Origin of the sequence: Rhodopseudomonas sp. BAL398 (assembly GCF_033001325.1) — a bacterium.
In the GTDB taxonomy this organism is placed as follows: Bacteria; Pseudomonadota; Alphaproteobacteria; order Rhizobiales; family Xanthobacteraceae; genus JARJEH01.
Window position 1 is genome coordinate 3,607,906 of record NZ_CP133111.1, and the last position, 19,387, is coordinate 3,627,292.

A 19,387-nucleotide genomic window follows, 5' to 3' on the forward strand; every position below is an offset into this window, starting at 1 on the left:
ATTTGCACGGAGCCGCGGGTCTCGACGCCGGCCGCGGATCGCGGCCGGCATCGTCACGGCTGATTGATCAAGCGGTCGCGGCTGCGAGCTTCGCGGCTTCCTTGGCGGCGAGCTCGGCAAGTGCCTGCTCCTCGGTCTTCATGATGCCGAAATCGAGCAGCATCTCTTCCAGCTCTTCCATGGTGATCGGGGTCGGGATGGTGCCCTTGCCGCCATTGGCGTGGATCTTCTCGGCCAGCGCGCGATATTCCTTGGCCTGCTGGCAATCCGGCGCGTATTCGATCACGGTCTTGCGGCGCAGCTCGGCGTGCTGAACGATATTGTCGCGCGGCACGAAGTGGATCAGCTGCGAGTTCAGACGCTTGGCCAGCGCCTCGGCGAGATCGAGCTCGCGGTCGGTCTGGCGCTCGTTGCAGATCAGGCCGCCGAGGCGGACACCGCCGGACGACGCATACTTCAGAATGCCCTTGGCGATGTTGTTGGCGGCGTACAGCGCCATCATCTCGCCGGACATCACGATGTAGATTTCCTGGGCCTTGTTCTCGCGGATCGGCATCGCGAAGCCGCCGCAGACCACGTCGCCGAGCACGTCATAGGAGACGTAATCGACGTTCTCATAGGCGCCGTTCTCTTCCAGGAAGTTGATCGCGGTGATGACGCCGCGGCCGGCGCAGCCGACCCCCGGCTCGGGACCGCCGGCCTCGGTGCACTTGATGCCCTTGTAGCCGACCTTCATCACGTCTTCGAGTTCGAGGTCCTCGACCGATCCGGCTTCAGCGGCGAGGCTGAGCACGGTGTCCTGCATTTTGGTGTTGAGGATCAGACGGGTGGAATCCGCCTTGGGGTCGCAGCCGACGATCAGGATCTTCTGGCCAAGATCGACCAGAGCCGCCAGCGTGTTTTGAGAGGTGGTCGACTTGCCGATGCCGCCCTTGCCGTAGAATGCGATTTGTCGCAGTGCCATTGTGTTTCTCCGTTGCCCTTTTGCCGATTGTCGGTTGCGCGCGTGCTGCGCCGTCTCTTTCCGTTGGAAGCCGTCGCAGGGCGCAGATGCGGACGTTGCCTTTCGCATTCACTGCTCAGTCAACAACCGTTCGCCTTGCTGATCCCTGTTTTGCAACGACCGTGCCAACCCTCGACCACGCTGAAAATACGTGTAGTTACCGCCAGATACCGGGAGTCCGAGCGGTCCCGCAGGGGATGTTTCAAATCCGACATCGGGGCCTTGCGGCCGACATCGCCGCGCCGCGCTGTTCGAAACAAAACAACCGATGCTGGGAGTCCGCAGGATGGGTTCGACTCACCGACAGCACGTCGCGGACACGGCAACGCGACCGCGCGCGGCGACGATCGCGGCTACTGCGGGGATTTGGGACAAGGCTTTTAGCGACCGCCGTTGCCGCTCATAGCAACGGTCGTTGCCTCTCGTTCGTTATGCCCGGCCTTGTGTGGGGCATCCACGCCTTGAAAGCAGTGCCTGATCAAAGACGTGGATGGCCGGGACAAGCCCGCCCATGACCAAAATGATGAGTCAGCGGCAAAGTCAGTTGGCATGAGGGACGCTGTTGGCGCGTCAGGCCGGCTGCTTGTGGTCGTGTCCGGCCTCGGCCAGCGCCGCGACAAATTTCGCCAGCGGCCATTCGATGCGCCGGATGTTCTGCTCCTCGAGAAACCGGGCTTCGTAGCGGCTCGGCGGCTCGGGCAGCACCGCCCAATGCCGATCGGACGATCGCTTCATGATCTGCCGCGCGAACACGCGATCGAGCTGATTGTCGAAGCGGCAGCCGAGGAACAGGAAGTGCCGGTCCTTGCGCAGGATCTGCACCGGCAGCGGAACCGGGGTCTGGATGTCGATCTCGGTCATCACCTCGACAAAGTCGCTGTCGGAGACCAGATAATTCGCCGCGGGCGCCACCGAGCCGAGCGGCTGATACAACAGCGTCGCCCAGTCGGCGACCTGGTCCGGCGCCGGGGCGAACAACACCTCCTCGTCGGAGACGATACTCGGCACCGGCTCCGGCAGCGCGCCGCCGTCGGCGCCGAAATAATGCACCCAGCGGCCGAAATGCTCGGTCTGGCTGACGCCCTGCGCCATGCCCCAATCGCTGCGCCCGGCCAGCGCCTTCTGCGGCAGGTCGTCGTACCAGGCATGAACCAGCAGCGGCAGCGCCGGCAGCGCCGCGAGCTGGCGATGCAGCGCCGTCGGCTGTGTGTCGGACTGGAACGCCGCCGTCATCAGCGAAGTCAGGGTCTTGCGGTGCTTGAAATTCTCGATGTATTGCGCGGCGCCGGTGAGATTGTTGCGGACCTTGTGCGGCACCGTGGTCTTTGCCGTCAGCCGGGCGACCAGCGCCGCGGGCGTTCCGGGCGGTGATCCTTCATCGGCCAGCGCCAGCACGCCGGCGCCGAGATAGGGAATGACCCGGCCGGCGGCGATGTCGTCGATCATCTCAGCGCTCATGCCTCAACCTCACTGTTGTCTGCGCGTGATGGATCACGCCGCGGCCTTGTGTTGCACGACGACAAGCCCGGTGGCCCGCGCCGGATCGGTGGTGAGTCGCCAGCAATGATCGGTGCCGTCGACCAGATACAGGCTGAACTTTGGATATTCCCGGAACGGCTGCTCGCAATCCATGTCGGAGGCATCGCAGCGCGTCAGCGACAGGCCGGGCAATTGCTGACGCAGCGTCGTCAGCGCCGCAGCATCCGCCTCGGCGGAACCGAGCAGCGCTTCGAGCTTGCCGAGATCGTCGTTCGACAGCGCCATGTTATTCACTCAGCCGGCGGGCTTCGACCGTGATCGGCAGCTTGGTATCGGCGGCCATCGCGGGCAATTCCAGCTGCCAGCCATTGCCGAGCGTGACCTTGCCGCCCCAGATCTGTGGATTGTCCATCGCCACGATCGGCTCCTCCAGATCCTTCTTCGGGACGTAGGCCGACAACTGGCCCTGCGCGCTCCTGCGGATCATGACTTTCATTGACAACTTCCTTCGATTGGCCGCCTGGGCGACGGCTACTAAATCGGCGCGATCTCTTCCTCGAGACAGCCCACGACACGGTCGGGTGCGAATTCGACCAGATAGACCGGACGGTTGGATTCGACATGCATGCCGACCTGGACGATCTCGCCGGCGTCGCCGACGCTGGCCAGCAGCGCGCCTTCCGGCTGTTCGGGAAACGAGCCGTCATTGAACAGATCGACGAAGGCCCGCACCCGCTGGCCCCATCGGAATTTCGGCTGCGCCGGCTCCATCATGCGACCTCCCGATCCGGCGCGGCGGCGTCGACGGCCGGCTCCAACTCCTTGCGCTTCATTCCGACGCGGCGGCCGAGCGCCACGAAGTCGACGCTGTAGATGTAGAATTGCTGCAGGAAGGTTCCGATGCCGACGACGTAGCCCTCCTCGCCCTTGGTCACCAGCACGTCACCGATCTCCTTGCCGGGAAAGGTGCCGTCATTGCGGATGCTGAGGCGCGCGCGCACCTTCTGCCCATAGGCGAAGGCCGGCGGGCCATCGAGTTCGACCACATCGCTGTCGCGGCTGATCTTGCTCATGGGCGGGTCTCCGTTGCTGGCGTTGCATTCAGATGCGTAACCGCATCGGTGGTTTCGGCGGCAACGCGGGTCCAGGCCAGATCGCGCACCACCGGATCTGGATCCTCCAGCAATTCGCCAAGTGCCGCGACGTCAACGCGGCTGGCGACTTCGTAGCGTACCCGCCAATCGGGATCGGCGATCCGCCCGAGCAGCCGGCCGGGCGACATCCGCCGCGCCGCTTCGAGCCGGACGCCAGCATCCTCGTCCATCGCCAGATGGGCGAGCCATTCCGCCCCGATCCGGCGCGCCACCTCACGGCGGACCTCGACATCCGGATCGAGCACCAGCAGCGGCAGCATCGATGGCACCACCCGCCGGGCGATCACCAGCCGGACATAATAGTCGGAATCATTGAACATCGGCCGCAGCTCGTCGTCGCCGAGCACCGTGGCGATGCGAATCCGCACCTCGCGATGCGGGTCGCTCCGCAGTGGCAACAGATAGCGCTTGGGCAACCGCCGTGCCGCGCACCAGCGCACGGTCTCGTCGGGATCGTCGAGCATGCGCGGCAGCAGGAATACGGTGGCATAATTGGCGGCGATCGCCCGCACCTCGAAATAAGGATGCGCGAGGTAGTCGTCGGCCAGCGCCCGGTTCCAGTCGAAGAACCGGTCAATCCGCCGGGCGTAACGGTCCTGCACGCAGGCCTTCTTCAGCTCGCAGCCGCCCTGCGCCGACAGCGCCAGATGTGGGCAGCTTGCACAGCTGACCTCCTCGCCGCGCCAATCCATGGCTTCGTCGATGTCAGTCGTCATCGACTTGTCCGATCCGCTGCCAGACCCCGAGCAGCACGCCGGCATTGACCTTGTCGCTGGGATCGAGCTCGAGCAGCTTCTCGATCGCGGCGTGGCCCTCGTCGATATCGCCGAGCCGCATCCGCAGATAGGCATAGGCCTTCAGAGTGAACAGATAGAACCGCGGCAGCGCCGCGGCAAAGCTGGAGAACTCGGCGTCGGCGCGGCGCACGCGGCGCCAATCGGCGTTGAGATGATTGTCGCGCGCGGCCTTGAGCAGACAGGCCTGCGCGATCTCCAGCGCCTGATCGAGCCGGCCCTTGTAGAAATAGAAGCGGTACAGTCCGATCAGCACCGCGGCATGGTCCGGCGCCAACGCGAATGCCTCGCGCAAATGCTGTTCGGCGATATCATCGCGCTGATACTGCACGCCGGCGAGATCGAGGTGCCGCTGCGCGTCGGAGGGCAATCCGGCGCCGAGCAGCGCGTCGGCCAGTAGCGATTGCTCCGGCCCGGACATCGTCAATTCGCTGTGCAGGGCGCCCGGCATGTTCAGAACTCCCGCAATTGATGCAGGTTGGTGGCGGGGTGGGGCGGCGCGGCGCCATCGCCGGCACAGCCGCAGACATTCGGCTTCGGATCGTGGAACACAAATTCGCTGCGGGTCGCCGTCTCGACGAAATCGATGGTGACGCCGCTCAGCAGCAGCCGGCTTTCAGCCGGCAGGAACAGCTTGATGTCGCCATGATCGATCACCGCGTCGCCGGGGCGCGGCACGGCCTCGACATCGAACGCCGCCGCCAGCCCGGAGCAGCCGCCGGAGGACACCGACAGCCGGAAACCGCCGGCGCCGCCGCTGAGACGAATCATGCGGCTAATGAATTTCTCGGCCGATGGGGTGAAGCTGAAATCCATCGCACCCTCCTCACGCCGGCGCCTGGTAGCGCGGAACCGAATTGTCGATCACGCAGGTATTGTCGACCGGGCACACTGCGACGCATTGCGGGATATCGAAATGGCCGAGGCATTCGGTGCACTTCTTCGGGTTGATGACAAAGGTGCCGCCCTTCTCGTAAATCGCGACATTCGGGCATTCCGGCTCGCAGGCGGAACATGCGGTGCATTGCGAGGCGACGATCTTGTAAGCCATTTGCTATCCTTCACGGCGGGCAGCTGCCCGGTCTGCTGAGTTTTGCGCCGCCGCTGACAGCGCCACGATCGCGCCGAGCATCAGGTCTCGGTAAACGCCCCCTGGCGGATGTCGGCATCGCCACGCGCGACGTGGCGGATCTCCGACTTGCCGACGCGCGCCAGATAGTCCTTGAAATAGGCGATCACCGATTGCTCGATGAATTCGAAGGCGTAGCTCTCGACCGCCTCGATCCCGGCGCCTTCCAACGAATCCTTCGGGCAGATCCCGATCTTGGCGACCAGCACCGCGGTGCAATCATTCAGCGCCCGCAGGATCGGCTCGACGCCGTCGGCGCTGGCATAGCCGCCCTCGCAATACAGATCGACGCGGCGGTGACCGACGAATTTGGCGCCCGCGCTCGAGGCCTCGTAGATCTGGAATTCGTGGGCGTGGCCGAAATGCTCGTTGATCCGCCCACCGCCCTTGGTGGCGATCGCGACCAGAATCTTGATGTCGCTGGTCTCGTCCACGAGCTTGGCGAGCTCGGCCTGCTTGGCCTTGGCAATCACTTCGCGCTCCTGCTCGACCTTGGCCTGATAGGCCTGGCGCGCGGCGAGGTCGTAGTTCACGTCCATCTCCATCACCTTGTCGGTGGAGAATTCGGCGCTGCGGTCCTCGCCGAGCAGGCCGACGGCATCGGCGCGGCACTGCCGGCAATGCCGCATCATGTTCATCTCGCCTTCGCAGGCATCCTGCAGCGCCTTCAATTCCTGCGCGCTCGGGCCACGCTGGCCGGTCAGGCCGAACACCGTGCCGTGCTCGGGCGCGGAGATCAGCGGCATGATGTTGTGCAGGAAGGCGCCGCGCGACTTCACCGCCTTGTTGACTTCGACGAGGTGCTTGTCGTTGACCCCGGGGATCATCACCGAATTGACCTTGACCAGGATGCCGCGCGCGGTGAGCATTTCCAGCCCGAGCAATTGCCGCTCCGACAGGATGCGCGAGGCCTCGACGCCCTCGATGCGGCGGTGATTGTAGAAGATCCACGGATAGATTTTGGTGCCGATTTCCGGATCGACCATGTTGATAGTGATGGTGACGTGGTCGACATTCATCGCGGCGATCTGCTCGACATGGTCGGGCAGCGTCAGCCCGTTGGTCGACAGGCACAGTTTGATATCGGGGGCGGTCGCGGCGACCAGCTCGAAGGTCTTGAAGGTCTTGCCCGGATTGGCCAGCGGATCGCCGGGGCCGGCGACGCCGAGCACGGTCATCTGCGGGATGGTGGAGGCCACCGCCAGCACCTTGCGCGCCGCCTGTTCGGGCGTCAGCTTCTCGCTGACCACGCCGGGGCGGGATTCGTTGGCGCAATCATATTTGCGATTGCAGTAATTGCACTGGATGTTGCAGGCCGGCGCCACCGCGACATGCATGCGGGCGAAGTGATGATGCGCCTGCTCGCTGTAGCAGGGATGGTTCTTGACCTTGTCCCAGATCTCCGGCGGCAGGTCGCCCTGCCCGGCGCCGGAGCCGCAGCTGGCCTTGCCGCTGCCGCCCGTGCTGCTGCATCCGGTCTGCGCCGCCTCGCGTCGCACGTCGTCCAGCGTCTTTCCGCCTGGCCCGCCGAAGTCGTGCAGCTGTAGCAACTTTTGCATGGTCGGCCCTCATTGTTCATCGCGCCCGATGCGCGCACTGCCCCGTTACCGATTGCGCCTGGTGGCGCTATCGATGCCTTGCGACATTCGAAGAGGGACTACGCAACTAATGTGCCAGCCGGCTCTCCGACCATGAGTTGTTGATACTGCAATGGATTAGCACCGCGCGCGCTGGCGCATTGGCGACAAGCAACACCCGAGCGGGGCACCGCTGTTACGAACGAGACATTCGATGCGCGCGCGGCCATGGCTGACCGATCAGGCCGGAATGCAGGTATTGTCGACCGGACAGACCGCGACGCATTGCGGCTTGTCGAAATGACCTTCGCATTCGGTGCACTTCGCAGCTTCGATCACATACATGCCGCGCTTCATGGTGATCGCGGCGTTCGGGCACTCGAATTCGCAGGCGCCGCAAACGGTGCATTGCGAGGCGACGATCTTATAGGCCATGACAGACTCCTTCAGGTTCGCAGAGATTTTCAGGTTCGCAGAGATTGCGTTCCGCAATCGTCTTTCGAACTTGTCTTTCAAGCCGCGTGCCAGAAGCTTAGTCGTTGGATTTTCAGTATTTTTCGGTGCGCACGGGGCGCCGGAGGTGTCGGGGGCCCGACAGCTTGTCGCAAGTCTGACACCCGAATCTGACACCGCAGACCGGAAAGACCGCAATGGGAGTCCGGGACGAAAACCTGCCGGCCAGAGCCGCCGGTTCAGAAGTGCTTGACCTCGATGTCGTGCTTTTTCAGCGCGTAGCCGATCTGGCGTGGCGTCAGTCCGAGAATCCGCGCGGCCTTGGCCTGGACCCATCCGGCCCGTTCCATCGCATCGACCAGGCGATCGCGTTCGGACATCTGGGCGTCGCCGCCCTCATCGGCACGGCCGGGCGCGGGCTGAACCGCCGGCGCGCGCGCAGCATCGCCGGCGCCGACCAGATCGATCGGGACCTTGCGGGGCAACACCTGCAGCGGGATCTCGGGGCGCGGCCGCCCCGGCGCGGCGGGCCCGTGGCCTTTCCATAGGATCGACGACAGACATTCATCCTGATGACAGGCAAAATCGCTTTCGTGGATTGCCGGGCCTGGCGCCAGCGTCGCGGTCCGACGCACGCAGTTCTCCAATTCGCGGACATTGCCGGGGAACGAACAGCCCTTCAACAGCTCGATCGAGGCCGGCTCGAAGGCCAGTTCGCGCCCATTCTCCTTGTTGAAATTCTTCAGGAATTCGGTTGCCAGCAGCGGGATGTCGGTGGGCCGGTCGCGCAACGGCGGCAGGATCATCGGCACCACATTGATGCGGTAATACAGATCGGCGCGAAACTCGTTGCGCGCCACCGCCTCCTCCAGATTGCGGTTGGTGGCGGCGACGATGCGGACATTGACCTTGATGGTGTGGTTGCCGCCGACCCGTTCGAATTCCTGCTCCTGCAACACCCGCAGCAGCTTGGCCTGGAACGACGGCGAGATCTCGCCGATCTCGTCGAGAAACAGCGTACCCTTGTCGGCCAGTTCGAAGCGCCCCTTGCGCGCATTGATCGCGCCGGTAAACGCCCCCTTCTCGTGACCGAACAATTCGGATTCCAGAACAGATTCCGGCAGCGCCGCGCAATTGATCTTGATGAAGGGGCCGTTGGCGCGCGACGACAATTCGTGGATCGCCTTGGCGATCAATTCCTTGCCGGTCCCGGATTCGCCGCGCAGCAGCACCGGGGACTGCGATTTGGCGATGATGCTGACCTTGGCCAGCAGCGTGCGGATCGCCTGGCTTTCGCCGACGATACCATCGACCTTGACCCGCTTGCGTTCGTTGGTTGGCTTCAGCTCCGACAATTCCTTCTGGAAGCGATGACTTTCCGCCATCAGCCGCTCGCGGTCGCGGGCCACGACACGATGCAGCTTCACGGTCTGGCCGATCAGATTGGCGATCATGGTCAGGAAGCGGACATCGGCGTCGAAGCGAAAATTGGCGCGGCCGTCGCGCACCCGATCGATCGACAGGGTTCCGACCACCTTCGAATCGATCCGGATCGGCACCCCGATGAACGAGACCCTGGTCTCGGCCGAGGCGCCGAGTGCCGCGGCATCCGCCGCGGTGAACATCGGATGGGCCCCGACATTGTCGGCGACCAGCGGCACCGATGTCGCCACGATCTGGTCGATCGCCTTCTGCGGCAGCCGGGCGCGGTAACGGTCGTCGCTGCCCTCGTTCCAGCCGGCGCCGACGGTGATATCGGGAACGCCGTCGTCGGCCAGCAGCGAAACCACGCCATTGCGCATCTGCAGGAAGGATTGCAGCAGGTTGACCACATTGGCCAGCTGGGTCTCGAGCCGCGCCGGCGCGGTGAGAATTTTCGAGATCTCGAAAATGCCGGTGAGCGCAATCTCGCTTAGCGGTATCTGAGGCGGAGCCGAGCGCATTTCATCGCTATCCACAAGACGTACTTCGCGGTGAGCCATTTGCTACCTCCATCGCTCCGAACCAGCCCCTCCCCCGTAGCTTCGGCGCATTGCCGGATTGTGTATGATCCTCAATCGGATGTCGTGCTCATCTTCGCTGCATCGCTGCGGAAGTTGATAGCGAGCGATGCACAGAAACCACCCAACGCGAAAGCTCGACAAATGGCGGATTGAGGGCAATCCGCAAGTTACCTCGACCATGTCATTGATTTGGAGCAAATAGTTCGGGTCAAAACATAAGCGCTGGTAACAGCGTCGCCGCCGCGGAGTGATCTATCATTGGGCAGACCCAACAGCTTCGTCGGGTGAATCACTCAAACGTGTTGTCCGCCATTGATATGGATTTCTTCGCCGGTCACGTAGCTCGCCGCATCGGAGCACAGGAAGAACATCACTTTGGCAACTTCGTCCGGTGTCCCGATACGCCGCATCGGGATCGTCGGCGCTAACAGCGCCTCGGTTTCGGGTGACAAGATCTCGGTCTTGATCTCACCCGGCGCGATCGCATTTACCCTGATACCATACGGCGCGTAGTCATGCGCCATTTCGCGGGTCAGGCAGGTCAGCGCGGCTTTCGACGTCGCATAGGCGGTGCCGGCGAATGGATGCACCCGCGACCCGACGATCGAGGTGACATTGACGATCGATCCGCTTCCCGCGCGCAATTCCTCAAATAGTCCCTGGGCCAGCAGGACCGGCGCGAGCAGATTGACGTGGAACACGCTCATCCAGGTCGAGACCGGCGTGGTCAGCGAGCTCAGCCGCTCGCCATCGGCGTTCTTGGGCGAGATCGCCGCGTTGTTGATCAGCGCGTGCAGCGGGCCGCCTGCGAGCTTCTCTTTGAGCTCGGAGATGGCGCGCGGCAACGCGCCATGGTCGGACAGCTCGATCGCGACGTGGTTGTCCAATCCGGTGCTCCAGGGACAACGGTCGTCATCGAATGGTTGGCGCGAGCAGGTGATGATGCGCCAGCCGGCATCCGAGAACAGTTTCCCGGTGGCATGCCCGATACCGCGGGAGGCGCCGGTCAGCACCAGCGTCTTCTGCTTGCCCGAGCGGCTCTCGCGCTGATCATTGTGGAACGGACAGGCCCCCGGGGCGGCCGCAGCGGCCGATTCGGTGAGCGGCGGTCCCCCGTCGGCGTGTGAAATCTCGCTGATATCTGTCACGGACGGTGTCTCCACTGCCTGCTTGTCGCCGCGGCCGAGCAACGGGTTTGCAGGATCCGGGCCATCGGATTTCGGGCTCAAAACGCTCAGTTCGGGCCAAAACGTGTCCGCTGAACGACAAGGTGAGGCTTTGCAAACAGCCTTCAGGTGCGCTTTGCGACACTGGATCGACGAGCCGCAGCGCTGCACGGTATTGAAATGCCGCGAGAATGCCATTCCGGGGCTGGTCCGGCTTTTGCTTTATTGCCGCCGGACACAATTGTGACGGCGGACCGTAAATGCATCACCCAGCCGATTATCGCCGCCAGCGTATCGCCATCGTGCTGGGGACCAGCGAGATCGCTTCCGCGGTCGCCGTTCATCTGCAGCACGCGCGCTACGGCGTGGTGATGTCGCACGATCCCCACCCGCCGGTGATCCGACGCAAGATGGCGTTTCATGATGCGTTGTTCGGCGATGCGGTCACCGTCAACGGCGTCCGCGGCGAACGCGCCGATGACGGCGTCCAGCTCTTCAAGGCGCTGCGTCATTCCGGGCGGATTCAGGTGACCTGGCTGGCGCTGCCCGATCTGCTGACCCTTGGGACGATCGACGTGCTGGTCGATGCGCGACTGCAGAAGCATCGGGTGAAGCCGGATCTGCGCCGGCTAGCACGCCTGGCGATCGGCCTGGGGCCAGGATTTTCGAGCAGCGCGAATTGCGACGTCGCAATCGAGACCCGGCCCGGCCGCAGCGGATTGCTGGTCCGGGACGGCTGGACCGACGCCGCCGACGGCGTCGCCAGCCCGCTCGGCACCGCCGGCGCCGAACGCTTCGCCTATTCCAGCCACAGCGGCCGCTGGTACACCGCCATCGAAATCGGCTCGCGGGTGTTCAAGGGCTTCGTGCTGGGTCATTTGGCCGGCGAAGCGGTGCGGGCGCCGTGCGACGGCATGCTGCGCGGCATTGCGCGCGACGGCAGCGAGGTCCCGGCCGGCGTCAAGCTGTTGGAAATTGATCCGCGTGGGCGGCATGCGCAATGGACCGGCATCGACGATCGGGGCCGCAGCATCGCTCGGGCAGTCCTGCGGGCGGTCGCGGTCGACACCGCGACGCACAGCGGCGTCGCCGTCGCCATGCCATCCTATCCGGCTTGACGCGCGCAGGCAGCGCTGTTCAGCCGGCGCCGAGCGCCACCGCAATGTTGTAGGTGAACAGGCTTGCCACATAGGCCAGCGCGAACATGTAGAGGAAGGTCACCGCCATCCAGTGCCAGCTGCCGGTTTCGCGCCGGATCACCGCCAGCGTCGAGGCACATTGCGGCGCGAAGATATACCAGACCAGCAATGACAAGGCGGTAGCCAGGCTCCATTTGCTGGCCAACACCTGCCCGATCTGATCCGCCGCCTCCTTGCCGCCCTCGATGGCGTAGACCGTGCCGAGCGCCGCCACCGCGACCTCGCGCGCCGCCATGCCGGGAATCAGCGCCACCGCGATCTGCCAGTTGAAGCCCAGCGGCGCCAGCACCGGCTCGATGGCATGGCCGATGATCGAGGCCAGGCTGAAATTGATCGCCGGTTCGGTCGCCCCCGCCGGAGGCCGGGGAAACGACGCCAGGAACCAGATCAGCACCATCATTGAGAAGATGGTGGTGCCGGCGCGCTGCAGGAACATCTTGGCGCGGGTATAGACGCCGATCCCGATGCTGCGCAGCCGCGGCATTTTGTAGTCCGGCAATTCCAGCATGAACGGCGCCGGCTGGTAATCGCGCCACATGAAGAATTTGACCAGGAACGACACGCCCAGCGCGCTGACGATGCCCGCGGTGTAGAGGCCGAACATCACCAGCCCCTGCAGATTCATCCAGCCCCAGATCTGCCGGGACGGAATGAAGGCCGAGATGATCAAAGTGTAGACCGGAATCCGCGCCGAACAGGTCATCAGCGGCGCGATCAGGATCGTGGTCAGCCGATCGCGGCGATTGTCGATTACCCGCGTCGCCATGATGCCGGGGATCGCGCAGGCAAAGCTCGACAGCAGCGGAATAAAGGCACGGCCATGCAGCCCGGCGCCGCCCATGATGCGGTCCATCAGGAACGCCGCGCGCGCCATATAGCCGAAATCCTCCAGCAGCAGGATGAACAGGAAAATGATGACGATCTGCGGCAGGAACACGATCACGCTGCCGACCCCGGAGATCACACCGTTCTGCAGAAAGCTCTGCAACAGGCCTTCCGGCAGGGTGTCGTGAACGAACTGCCCGAGTATGGCGAAGCCGGTGGCCAGCAGCTCCATGATCGGCTGCGCCCAGGAGAACACCGCCTGGAACATGACGAACAGCACCACGATCAGCAACGCCAGCCCGGCCACCGGGTGCAGCACCACGGCGTCGATCTTGGCCGTGACGGTATCGGGCCGCGACGGCAGGCTGACGCAGTCGGCGATAATGCGATCGGCCTGGCGCTGGGTCGCGCGCAGCTCGGCGACGCTCAGTGGCGCCCAGCTGCTCTCGACCTTGGCGGCCGGGGCGCGGGCGGCAAATTCGTCGGTGCGTTGCAACAGGTCGGCGATGCCGCCCTTGCGCACGGCAATCGAGGTCACCACCGGAATCCCGAGCTCCGCGCTCAAGCGTTCGACATCGACGCTGACGCCGCGCCGAAGCGCGATGTCGTACATGTTGAGCACCAGCATCAAGGGCCGGCCTGTGGCCTTGAGTTCGAGCACAAGGCGGAAGGTCAGCCGCAGATTGGTGGTGTCGGCGACGCACAGCACCAGATCGGGCACCACTTCGCCGGGGAAACGACCCAGCACGATGTCACGAGTGATGTCTTCGTCGGGGCTGCGGCCGCGCAGCGAATAGGTGCCCGGCAGGTCGACCAGCGTGACGCTGCGGCCGGACGGCGTGGTGAACACGCCAGCCTTACGCTCGACGGTGACGCCGGGATAATTCGCGACCTTCTGCCGGCTGCCGGTCAGCGCGTTGAACAAAGAGGTCTTGCCGCTGTTCGGGGTTCCGACCAGCGCCAGATTGAAGGGGTGGATATCGATCACGGTCATTGCGCGGCAATCGTCAGGTCAACACGATGGCCATCGCCTCGCGTCGCCGCACCGCGATTGTAATATTGTCGACCCGAACCGCGATCGGGTCGCGGCCGATAATGCCTTCGTGGAGCACCTCGATCCTGGCGCCTTCAACGAAACCGAGTTCGATCAGCCGGCTTTCCAGCTCGACCGGATGCAGCGCCGACGCGACATTTTGCGACTCGATGGCATGGACGACGCCGCGAAAGCCCCGCCGCGCATTCCCAAGCAAGATGGGATGCGGGTCACTGGTCTGAAGTGTGCTGGTCATTGCCCGTTGTTCCAATCGCGCCCGCGGAGGTCAAGCAAAACCGATCATAATCTAAGAGGCTTCTAACAGGCGCTAACAATTCTCATCTAGACGGAATTGGCGGTGATGGTTTTGATCCAGCACAAACCTTGCGGCCGTCTGCTGGTCGGGAGTTCATTGCTTCGCTGGGTCGGCTCCAGGAAGCGGGCGACGGCCGGCCATCCGCCGGCGCGGTTCACGCAGGGCTGCCCAGCGAAAATCGTAAACCATGGATCGCGGTCAGTTTTGGTTTACCAGACCAATTAAGCTTTGAGCCAACCAGCCATGCGATGGTGCCGCCATGATCGAGGGCAAACCTCGGCAGGGAAGGCGTCAGGGTCAGGCCGTCATGCGGCCTGACCCATCATTTGGGGGTCGCAATGGCAGTGAAAAATCCGTCGGCATCCAAGCGGCGAAAAGCGAAAAAGCCGCCATTGCTCTCCTCTTCTTCGCTATCGCTCGTCATCACCCGGAACCTGGTCAACATGGCCGCGGTGGCGGCATGTTCGGGATCGGTGCTGCTGGGGCTGATGATCGCCAAGCGCTTCTGACAATTTACCGACCCGGGCGTTATCGGCGCCTTGTGGCGGCCCAGATCACATGCCGCGCGCCGCCGCGGGCGCCATTGGCCCGGACCTTGATCTCCTCGACAGCGAAGCCGGCGTCGGCAAGCCGCCTGGCAAAGCCCGGATTCGGTCCGGATGACCACACCGCCAGCACGCCGCCCGGCCGCAACGCCGTATGCGCCGCGCGCAATCCGGCGGCGCCGTAGAGCGCATTATTTGCCTCGCGGGTCAACGCTTCGGGGCCGTTGTCGACATCGAGCAGAATCGCGTCGAAACCCAGCCGCTCCGCCGCGATCAGCAGGCCAACATCGGCCTCGCGCAGGCTGACCCGCGAATCCGTCAGGCTATCGGCAAAAATCCCCGCCATCGGCCCGCGCGCCCACGCCACCACCGCCGGGATCAGTTCGGCCACCACGATGCTGGCCTCGCTGCCGAGCTGGGCCAAAGCGGCTCGCAGCGTGAATCCCATGCCGAGCCCGCCGATCAGCAGCTGCGGCCGCGTTGTGTCGACAAGCCGCTCGCAGACGATGGTGGCCAGCGCCTGTTCGGATCCGCTGAGGCGGCTGTTCATCAGCTCGTTCTGGCCGAGCATGATCGAGAATTCGGCGCCGCGCCGCATCAGGCGCAGCTCGCCGGCAGCATCCGGCACCGGCGCCGTATCGATCAGACACCACGGAATCACGAGACACCTCTCATTGCGGGGGGGCGGCCATCAGGGGCGCCGGGGCGACCGCCGCCTCGCGCCGTGCGCCTATCCATATCCGGAATCGATTGAACGGGGATACGGCCCTAACGGCGTTTGGCGCGGCCGCAATTATAGGCCCGGCGAAAACCAGCCGCCCGGGCGTCGTCCTCGGAGCAGAACCAGCGATTGGGCCGTGACAGCGCCGCGTAATTGCGGCACCCGCGCAGATGGTAGACGCCGACATGGCCGCTGATCCTGGCCCGGATCGCCAATTTGCCCTTGATCGCGCAGCCCGGCGGCATGATCGGCTCGTCGGGAAACAGGATTTTCGCCAATTCCACCTGTTTGTCGCTGCGGCACGCCGCCCCGAGCAGCGTCGCGTCCGTCTTCCAGCGGCGAAAATCCCGCGGCGCCGCGAAGCAGCCCTTCCACAATCCTCTTTTATTGTCGCGCGCATCGCCCTGATCCGCGCCGAACCGCCCTGCCTGCGAGGTCAACGCCCAGCCCTGCCGCACCAGCCATCGGTTGATGCTCTCGGTCTCGCCGGCGATGGTGCAGACCCCGCTTCGCCGCCCCTTCGCCTTCGGCTCGGGGCCCTTGTCATCGCAGCGCACTTGGCGATCGCCGATCAGGCCGGCCAGACGGTCGCGCACCTCGATGCCGCAGGCCCATGGATCGGCTTTCTGGTCGACGCAGACCTGGTCGAATTCCGGCGCGTCGACGCCGGCCAGCCGATAGGTCGTGCCGCCGAGGCGGAGCGTCGAGCCGTCCTTGACCACAGCGTCCAGTGCCCAACTCGGATGGGCCAGCAGCATCGCCAGGATCGCCAACACCATGCGCATTCGCCACCTCGCGCGCAGCATAGTCGAATAGCCGCGCCCCCTCCAATACCCCGGCATGACGGCCGAGACGCGAATCCGGGCTGGGGGCAGCCCAATGTCTGGACGGCCGGCTCGTCGCAGTGAGATAATCCGGCCCGAGGAGGTCTCCGGATCGACGGTGATCGCGGAGCGGCCTGAGGATCGAGCGTGATCGATTTCCGCGCGCGCAAATTGACGTGGCAAGAAGCCGGGCGGGTGACGGAGCCCGGCCGATATCTTTACAAATTCGGCTGGCTCACCATTACTCCGGACGATATCGCGGTGTGGCAGACCCATCCCAACGCGGCGTTCGCGTTGGTCGCCTATCCGCCCAGCGATGCGATCGACGCCATCGACGAGTATCATCTCGGCTCATTCGAGTTGCGCCAACCCTAAAGCCCAAGCCCAGCTATTCGCGTCGCGCTTGCGAGATGTCGCCGATGGTGACGTCGACGCTGCGCGGCTGCCCGTCGCGCACCACCGTCAGTTTCACCTCTGCGCCGATTCCGGCGTCTTCGAGCTTGGTGGCGAGGTCCGACATGCTGTGAATCGCCTCACCATTGACCGCGGTGATGACGTCTTCCACCACGCCGCTCGCGGTGACGCCCTCGATGCCAGCCTTCTCCGCGGCCGATTGCGGCAAAGTCCGGAGAATGACGATCCCATCGATGCCCAGGCGGGCGGTCTCGTTCTCGTTGGCGGCGACGATTCCGATCCCCGGCACCGGAACGTGGCCGTCGCGGATCAGCGCGGTGGCGATCCGGTTGACGACGTCGACCGGAATCGCAAAGCCGATCCCGGCCGAGGCGCCGGATCCCGAGATGATCGCGCTGTTCAGCCCGATCAGCCGGCCCGCGCTATCCAGCAGCGGGCCGCCGGAATTGCCCGGATTGATCGCCGCGTCAGTCTGGATCACGCCGCGGACCTCGTGGGCGGTGGCGGTCGGCAATCGTCGACGCAACGCGCTGATGATTCCGGTGGTCAGCGTCTGTTCGAGTCCATAGGGATTGCCGATCGCAAACGCCGCCTGGCCGACCTTGAGATCGGCGGACCGGCCGATCGCGATCGGTCGCAGCGCCGAGCGTGGTCGCTCGAGCTGCAACACCGCAATATCGTAATTCGGTGCGGTGCCGACCACGCGCGCGGTCAGGAATTCGCCTGAGGCAAGCCGCGCGCCGATGCGGCTGGCGCCGCTGATGACGTGGTTGTTGGTGATGACATGGCCGGCCGCGTCCCAGATCACCCCCGAGCCCGACTGGACGGCGCTTTCCCGCTGATCGAAAAACGGCGACAGCTGCTGGCTGGCCTGGGCAAAGACATGGACCACCGAGGGCGACGCGCCCTTGAACAATTCGATCGTACTGAGCTCGCTTTGCGAAAGATCGCCGCGGGCGGTGACGGTTCGCGGCCCGGAGACCGAGAACCACAGCGCGCTGAGATAGGGCTGCGCCACCCAAGCGCTCATCAGCAGCATCAGCCATATAATGACGATGCGCAAAAAGCGGTCGGGCGCCCTCGGCCGGAGCCGCGGCGCGTCCTCGAGGCGGTCCGGGGGAATTGGTGCTGACATTGTGTAGGCGACCCTGTTGGCGACGTGCCGGATTCCTCACCGGTTCACCACGCCTCCTAGTGCGCGACTAAATGAAGCTCGGTCTTGTCAGGAACAAATACGTTCGATTGTCACCGGTTCCATCCTGCCCCGCCGTCCGATCGGACGCGGCCTCAATCCCTCGGTCACAGCCCCGCGATGATGACAAGGGCCGGCGGCCCGATGGCGGCGTTCATGACATTCTGACTTTCTTGTCGTCCTCATCGGGCTCAACGTCCTCCTCGGCATTGCGCTTGAACGGCAGCATCACCCGCAGCGTCAGGAAGGTGACCAGCGACAACATCACCGCCACGTCATAGGCGCCGAGCCCGACGGCGACGCCCATAGCACCGGTGGCCCACAGGCTCGCCGCCGTCGCGGTGCCGTGGACATAGTGCCGGGTCTTGAGGATCGCGCCGCCGCCGATGAAGCCCATTCCGGACATCAGGCCTTGGACGATCCGCGCCATCCCCTCTGGCGCCCCTTCCAGCAGGCGGTCGGTCGCCAGCACCACGCTACATGTCGCGATCGCGACCAGCGGAAAAGTTCGCAGCCCGGCGCTGCGCGCCTCCTTCTCCCGATTCCAGGCGATCGGCAGCGCCAGTACATAGGACGCTGCCAACGCCAGCAGATGCGCAACAACGCGAGCGAGGTCCATTTCGGGAAAAATCTGCGGGTTCACTGACGGAGCCACTCCCTGGCTGACATGAGCCGGGCGCCATCAGCGCTTGCGGCGCCCCTTCAGCAGAACCGGCATGCCGATCCATTTCGACAGCGGCGCCGGATCGTCGATCACCTCCGCCGACGGCTCCTGGCTTTTCGACAGACTCGAATAGGGCTCCTGGCTCGCCGCCAGCGACGAAAACGGGCGGGAGCGGATCAGCAAGGGGAAGCCCGAAAAGAATGTGTTGGAGTCGATCAATTCGGGAATGCCCAGCATCTGCGACAATGTCTTCGGCCCCGAGCTCCGCGGTTCGGCCGAGCCCTTGGTGCCGAACCAGCCGCTTGACGATTCCGCCAGCACCGGGACGTCAAGGGCGCTCGACAGCGGAGCCGCCTTGGACTCGGGCTCGGCCGCGCCGTCGCGGCGCGGGGCATTGTCGGACCCCGGCTTCGGCCGCGACGACCCGTTGCTCGCGGCGGCATTGGCCTGGCTCTGCCCATGTTGATTGAGAATGCCGGTAACGGTCGTGGCGGTTCCGAACGGCGCGCGCACGCTGATCACCGCGCCGCCGCGGCGAACCCGCTCCGCATAGGCCTCCGCATGGGAGGGCGAAACGCCAGTGCGGCGGATCGGCTCGATCAGATCGACACCGTTCCCGTCGGAACGGGAGGACTTCGACGCGGCGATATAGTCGACGTCTTTGAAACCGCGTTGCTTCAGCTCGGCCATCGCGGCATTGGCCTGGCTGGCGTTGTCGTAAACTCGGGTGATCTGCGTCATGCAACGGGGCTCCTGCGGTCAATCGTCGGATTAACTGCAACAAATCGTCGGGGCCGTGGATCGTTCCGGCGATCGGCACCGCCTTGCTGCCGGGCGTTTCGCCGCACGTCGCCATGAGGCTTTCTTTTGCACTGCGGGAACCCGCACGGTTCCAT

24 protein-coding genes are annotated in these 19,387 nt (G+C 64.5%); 2 read left to right on the top strand and 22 right to left on the bottom strand.

From position 1 onward, the window contains the following. Positions 1-67 precede the first annotated feature (67 nt). The 14 genes from nifH to RBJ75_RS17095 form a co-directional block, all read right to left on the bottom strand. Positions 68-964: a nitrogenase iron protein gene (gene nifH / locus RBJ75_RS17030; protein WP_044415342.1), complete on the bottom strand. Its 897-nt coding sequence runs from the start codon at positions 962-964 to the stop codon at positions 68-70. Positions 965-1,573: 609 nt separating this feature from the next. After that, positions 1,574-2,461 (bottom strand): SIR2 family protein, encoded by an 888-nt coding sequence (locus tag RBJ75_RS17035; RefSeq protein ID WP_044417560.1) that lies wholly within the window; start codon positions 2,459-2,461, stop codon positions 1,574-1,576. 33 nt (positions 2,462-2,494) lie between these two features. Then, positions 2,495-2,767, bottom strand: coding sequence for a hypothetical protein (locus RBJ75_RS17040; protein WP_044417562.1), 273 nt, complete (start codon positions 2,765-2,767; stop codon positions 2,495-2,497). A 1-nt stretch (position 2,768) separates the two neighbouring features. Then, positions 2,769-2,978 carry a putative nitrogen fixation protein NifT gene (gene nifT, locus RBJ75_RS17045; protein WP_044417564.1) on the bottom strand — a complete coding sequence of 70 codons (210 nt, stop codon included), beginning with the start codon at positions 2,976-2,978 and terminating at the stop codon, positions 2,769-2,771. A gap of 38 nt (positions 2,979-3,016) precedes the next feature. Continuing rightward, entirely contained in the window at positions 3,017-3,256 is a 240-nt protein-coding gene (locus tag RBJ75_RS17050; protein WP_044417566.1) for a nitrogen fixation protein NifZ, read from the bottom strand. After that, positions 3,253-3,555, bottom strand: coding sequence for a nitrogen fixation protein NifZ (locus tag RBJ75_RS17055; RefSeq protein WP_044417568.1), 303 nt, complete (start codon positions 3,553-3,555; stop codon positions 3,253-3,255). Before RBJ75_RS17055 ends, RBJ75_RS17050 begins: the two co-directional genes overlap by 4 nt. After that, entirely contained in the window at positions 3,552-4,352 is an 801-nt protein-coding gene (locus tag RBJ75_RS17060; RefSeq protein WP_044417570.1) for a 4Fe4S-binding leucine-rich repeat protein, read from the bottom strand. The genes RBJ75_RS17055 and RBJ75_RS17060 overlap by 4 nt, the downstream gene beginning before the upstream one ends. Next, positions 4,342-4,881 carry a tetratricopeptide repeat protein gene (locus tag RBJ75_RS17065; RefSeq protein WP_044417572.1) on the bottom strand — a complete coding sequence of 180 codons (540 nt, stop codon included), beginning with the start codon at positions 4,879-4,881 and terminating at the stop codon, positions 4,342-4,344. The genes RBJ75_RS17060 and RBJ75_RS17065 overlap by 11 nt, the downstream gene beginning before the upstream one ends. Before the next feature lie 2 nt (positions 4,882-4,883). Next, positions 4,884-5,246 (bottom strand): HesB/IscA family protein, encoded by a 363-nt coding sequence (locus RBJ75_RS17070; RefSeq protein ID WP_044417574.1) that lies wholly within the window; start codon positions 5,244-5,246, stop codon positions 4,884-4,886. A 10-nt stretch (positions 5,247-5,256) separates the two neighbouring features. After that, positions 5,257-5,481: a 4Fe-4S binding protein gene (locus RBJ75_RS17075; RefSeq protein ID WP_044417576.1), complete on the bottom strand. Its 225-nt coding sequence runs from the start codon at positions 5,479-5,481 to the stop codon at positions 5,257-5,259. Positions 5,482-5,561: 80 nt separating this feature from the next. After that, positions 5,562-7,118, bottom strand: a complete 1,557-nt coding sequence (nifB, locus tag RBJ75_RS17080) for a nitrogenase cofactor biosynthesis protein NifB (RefSeq protein WP_044417578.1) — start codon at positions 7,116-7,118, stop codon at positions 5,562-5,564. Between the two features lie 258 nt (positions 7,119-7,376). Further along, positions 7,377-7,571: a 4Fe-4S binding protein gene (locus RBJ75_RS29500; protein ID WP_044417580.1), complete on the bottom strand. Its 195-nt coding sequence runs from the start codon at positions 7,569-7,571 to the stop codon at positions 7,377-7,379. A 257-nt stretch (positions 7,572-7,828) separates the two neighbouring features. Then, positions 7,829-9,571: a nif-specific transcriptional activator NifA gene (gene nifA, locus RBJ75_RS17090; protein ID WP_044417582.1), complete on the bottom strand. Its 1,743-nt coding sequence runs from the start codon at positions 9,569-9,571 to the stop codon at positions 7,829-7,831. Between the two features lie 314 nt (positions 9,572-9,885). Next, entirely contained in the window at positions 9,886-10,722 is an 837-nt protein-coding gene (locus RBJ75_RS17095; RefSeq protein ID WP_276156516.1) for an SDR family NAD(P)-dependent oxidoreductase, read from the bottom strand. Between the two features lie 296 nt (positions 10,723-11,018). Between RBJ75_RS17095 and RBJ75_RS17100 the strand changes: the two genes are divergently transcribed. Further along, on the top strand, positions 11,019-11,876 hold the full coding sequence (locus tag RBJ75_RS17100) for a xanthine dehydrogenase (RefSeq protein ID WP_044405513.1): 858 nt from the start codon (positions 11,019-11,021) through the stop codon (positions 11,874-11,876). A 19-nt stretch (positions 11,877-11,895) separates the two neighbouring features. Here RBJ75_RS17100 and feoB read toward each other — a convergent pair whose 3' ends face one another. The 5 genes from feoB to RBJ75_RS17125 all read right to left on the bottom strand — a co-directional run bounded on the left by feoB (position 11,896) and on the right by RBJ75_RS17125 (position 16,182). Further along, a complete protein-coding gene (feoB, locus tag RBJ75_RS17105; RefSeq protein WP_276156510.1) occupies positions 11,896-13,776 on the bottom strand; it encodes a ferrous iron transporter B in 1,881 nt (626 codons plus the stop codon). Between the two features lie 13 nt (positions 13,777-13,789). Beyond that, positions 13,790-14,071, bottom strand: coding sequence for a ferrous iron transport protein A (locus RBJ75_RS17110; protein WP_044406196.1), 282 nt, complete (start codon positions 14,069-14,071; stop codon positions 13,790-13,792). Between the two features lie 382 nt (positions 14,072-14,453). After that, positions 14,454-14,630: a hypothetical protein gene (locus tag RBJ75_RS17115; protein ID WP_160297907.1), complete on the bottom strand. Its 177-nt coding sequence runs from the start codon at positions 14,628-14,630 to the stop codon at positions 14,454-14,456. Positions 14,631-14,659: 29 nt separating this feature from the next. After that, entirely contained in the window at positions 14,660-15,337 is a 678-nt protein-coding gene (locus RBJ75_RS17120; protein WP_044406193.1) for a hypothetical protein, read from the bottom strand. A 107-nt stretch (positions 15,338-15,444) separates the two neighbouring features. Further along, positions 15,445-16,182 carry a thermonuclease family protein gene (locus tag RBJ75_RS17125; RefSeq protein ID WP_044406190.1) on the bottom strand — a complete coding sequence of 246 codons (738 nt, stop codon included), beginning with the start codon at positions 16,180-16,182 and terminating at the stop codon, positions 15,445-15,447. A gap of 186 nt (positions 16,183-16,368) precedes the next feature. Between RBJ75_RS17125 and RBJ75_RS17130 the strand changes: the two genes are divergently transcribed. Next, positions 16,369-16,596: a hypothetical protein gene (locus tag RBJ75_RS17130; RefSeq protein WP_044406188.1), complete on the top strand. Its 228-nt coding sequence runs from the start codon at positions 16,369-16,371 to the stop codon at positions 16,594-16,596. Between the two features lie 13 nt (positions 16,597-16,609). Here the strand turns inward: RBJ75_RS17130 and RBJ75_RS17135 are convergent, their stop codons facing one another. The 3 genes from RBJ75_RS17135 to RBJ75_RS17145 all read right to left on the bottom strand — a co-directional run bounded on the left by RBJ75_RS17135 (position 16,610) and on the right by RBJ75_RS17145 (position 19,232). Next, positions 16,610-17,770 carry a trypsin-like peptidase domain-containing protein gene (locus RBJ75_RS17135; RefSeq protein WP_044406185.1) on the bottom strand — a complete coding sequence of 387 codons (1,161 nt, stop codon included), beginning with the start codon at positions 17,768-17,770 and terminating at the stop codon, positions 16,610-16,612. A gap of 211 nt (positions 17,771-17,981) precedes the next feature. Next, positions 17,982-18,446, bottom strand: coding sequence for an MgtC/SapB family protein (locus RBJ75_RS17140; RefSeq protein ID WP_276156517.1), 465 nt, complete (start codon positions 18,444-18,446; stop codon positions 17,982-17,984). Between the two features lie 63 nt (positions 18,447-18,509). After that, on the bottom strand, positions 18,510-19,232 hold the full coding sequence (locus RBJ75_RS17145; RefSeq protein ID WP_052628974.1) for a hypothetical protein: 723 nt from the start codon (positions 19,230-19,232) through the stop codon (positions 18,510-18,512). Between the last annotated feature and the right edge of the window lie 155 nt (positions 19,233-19,387).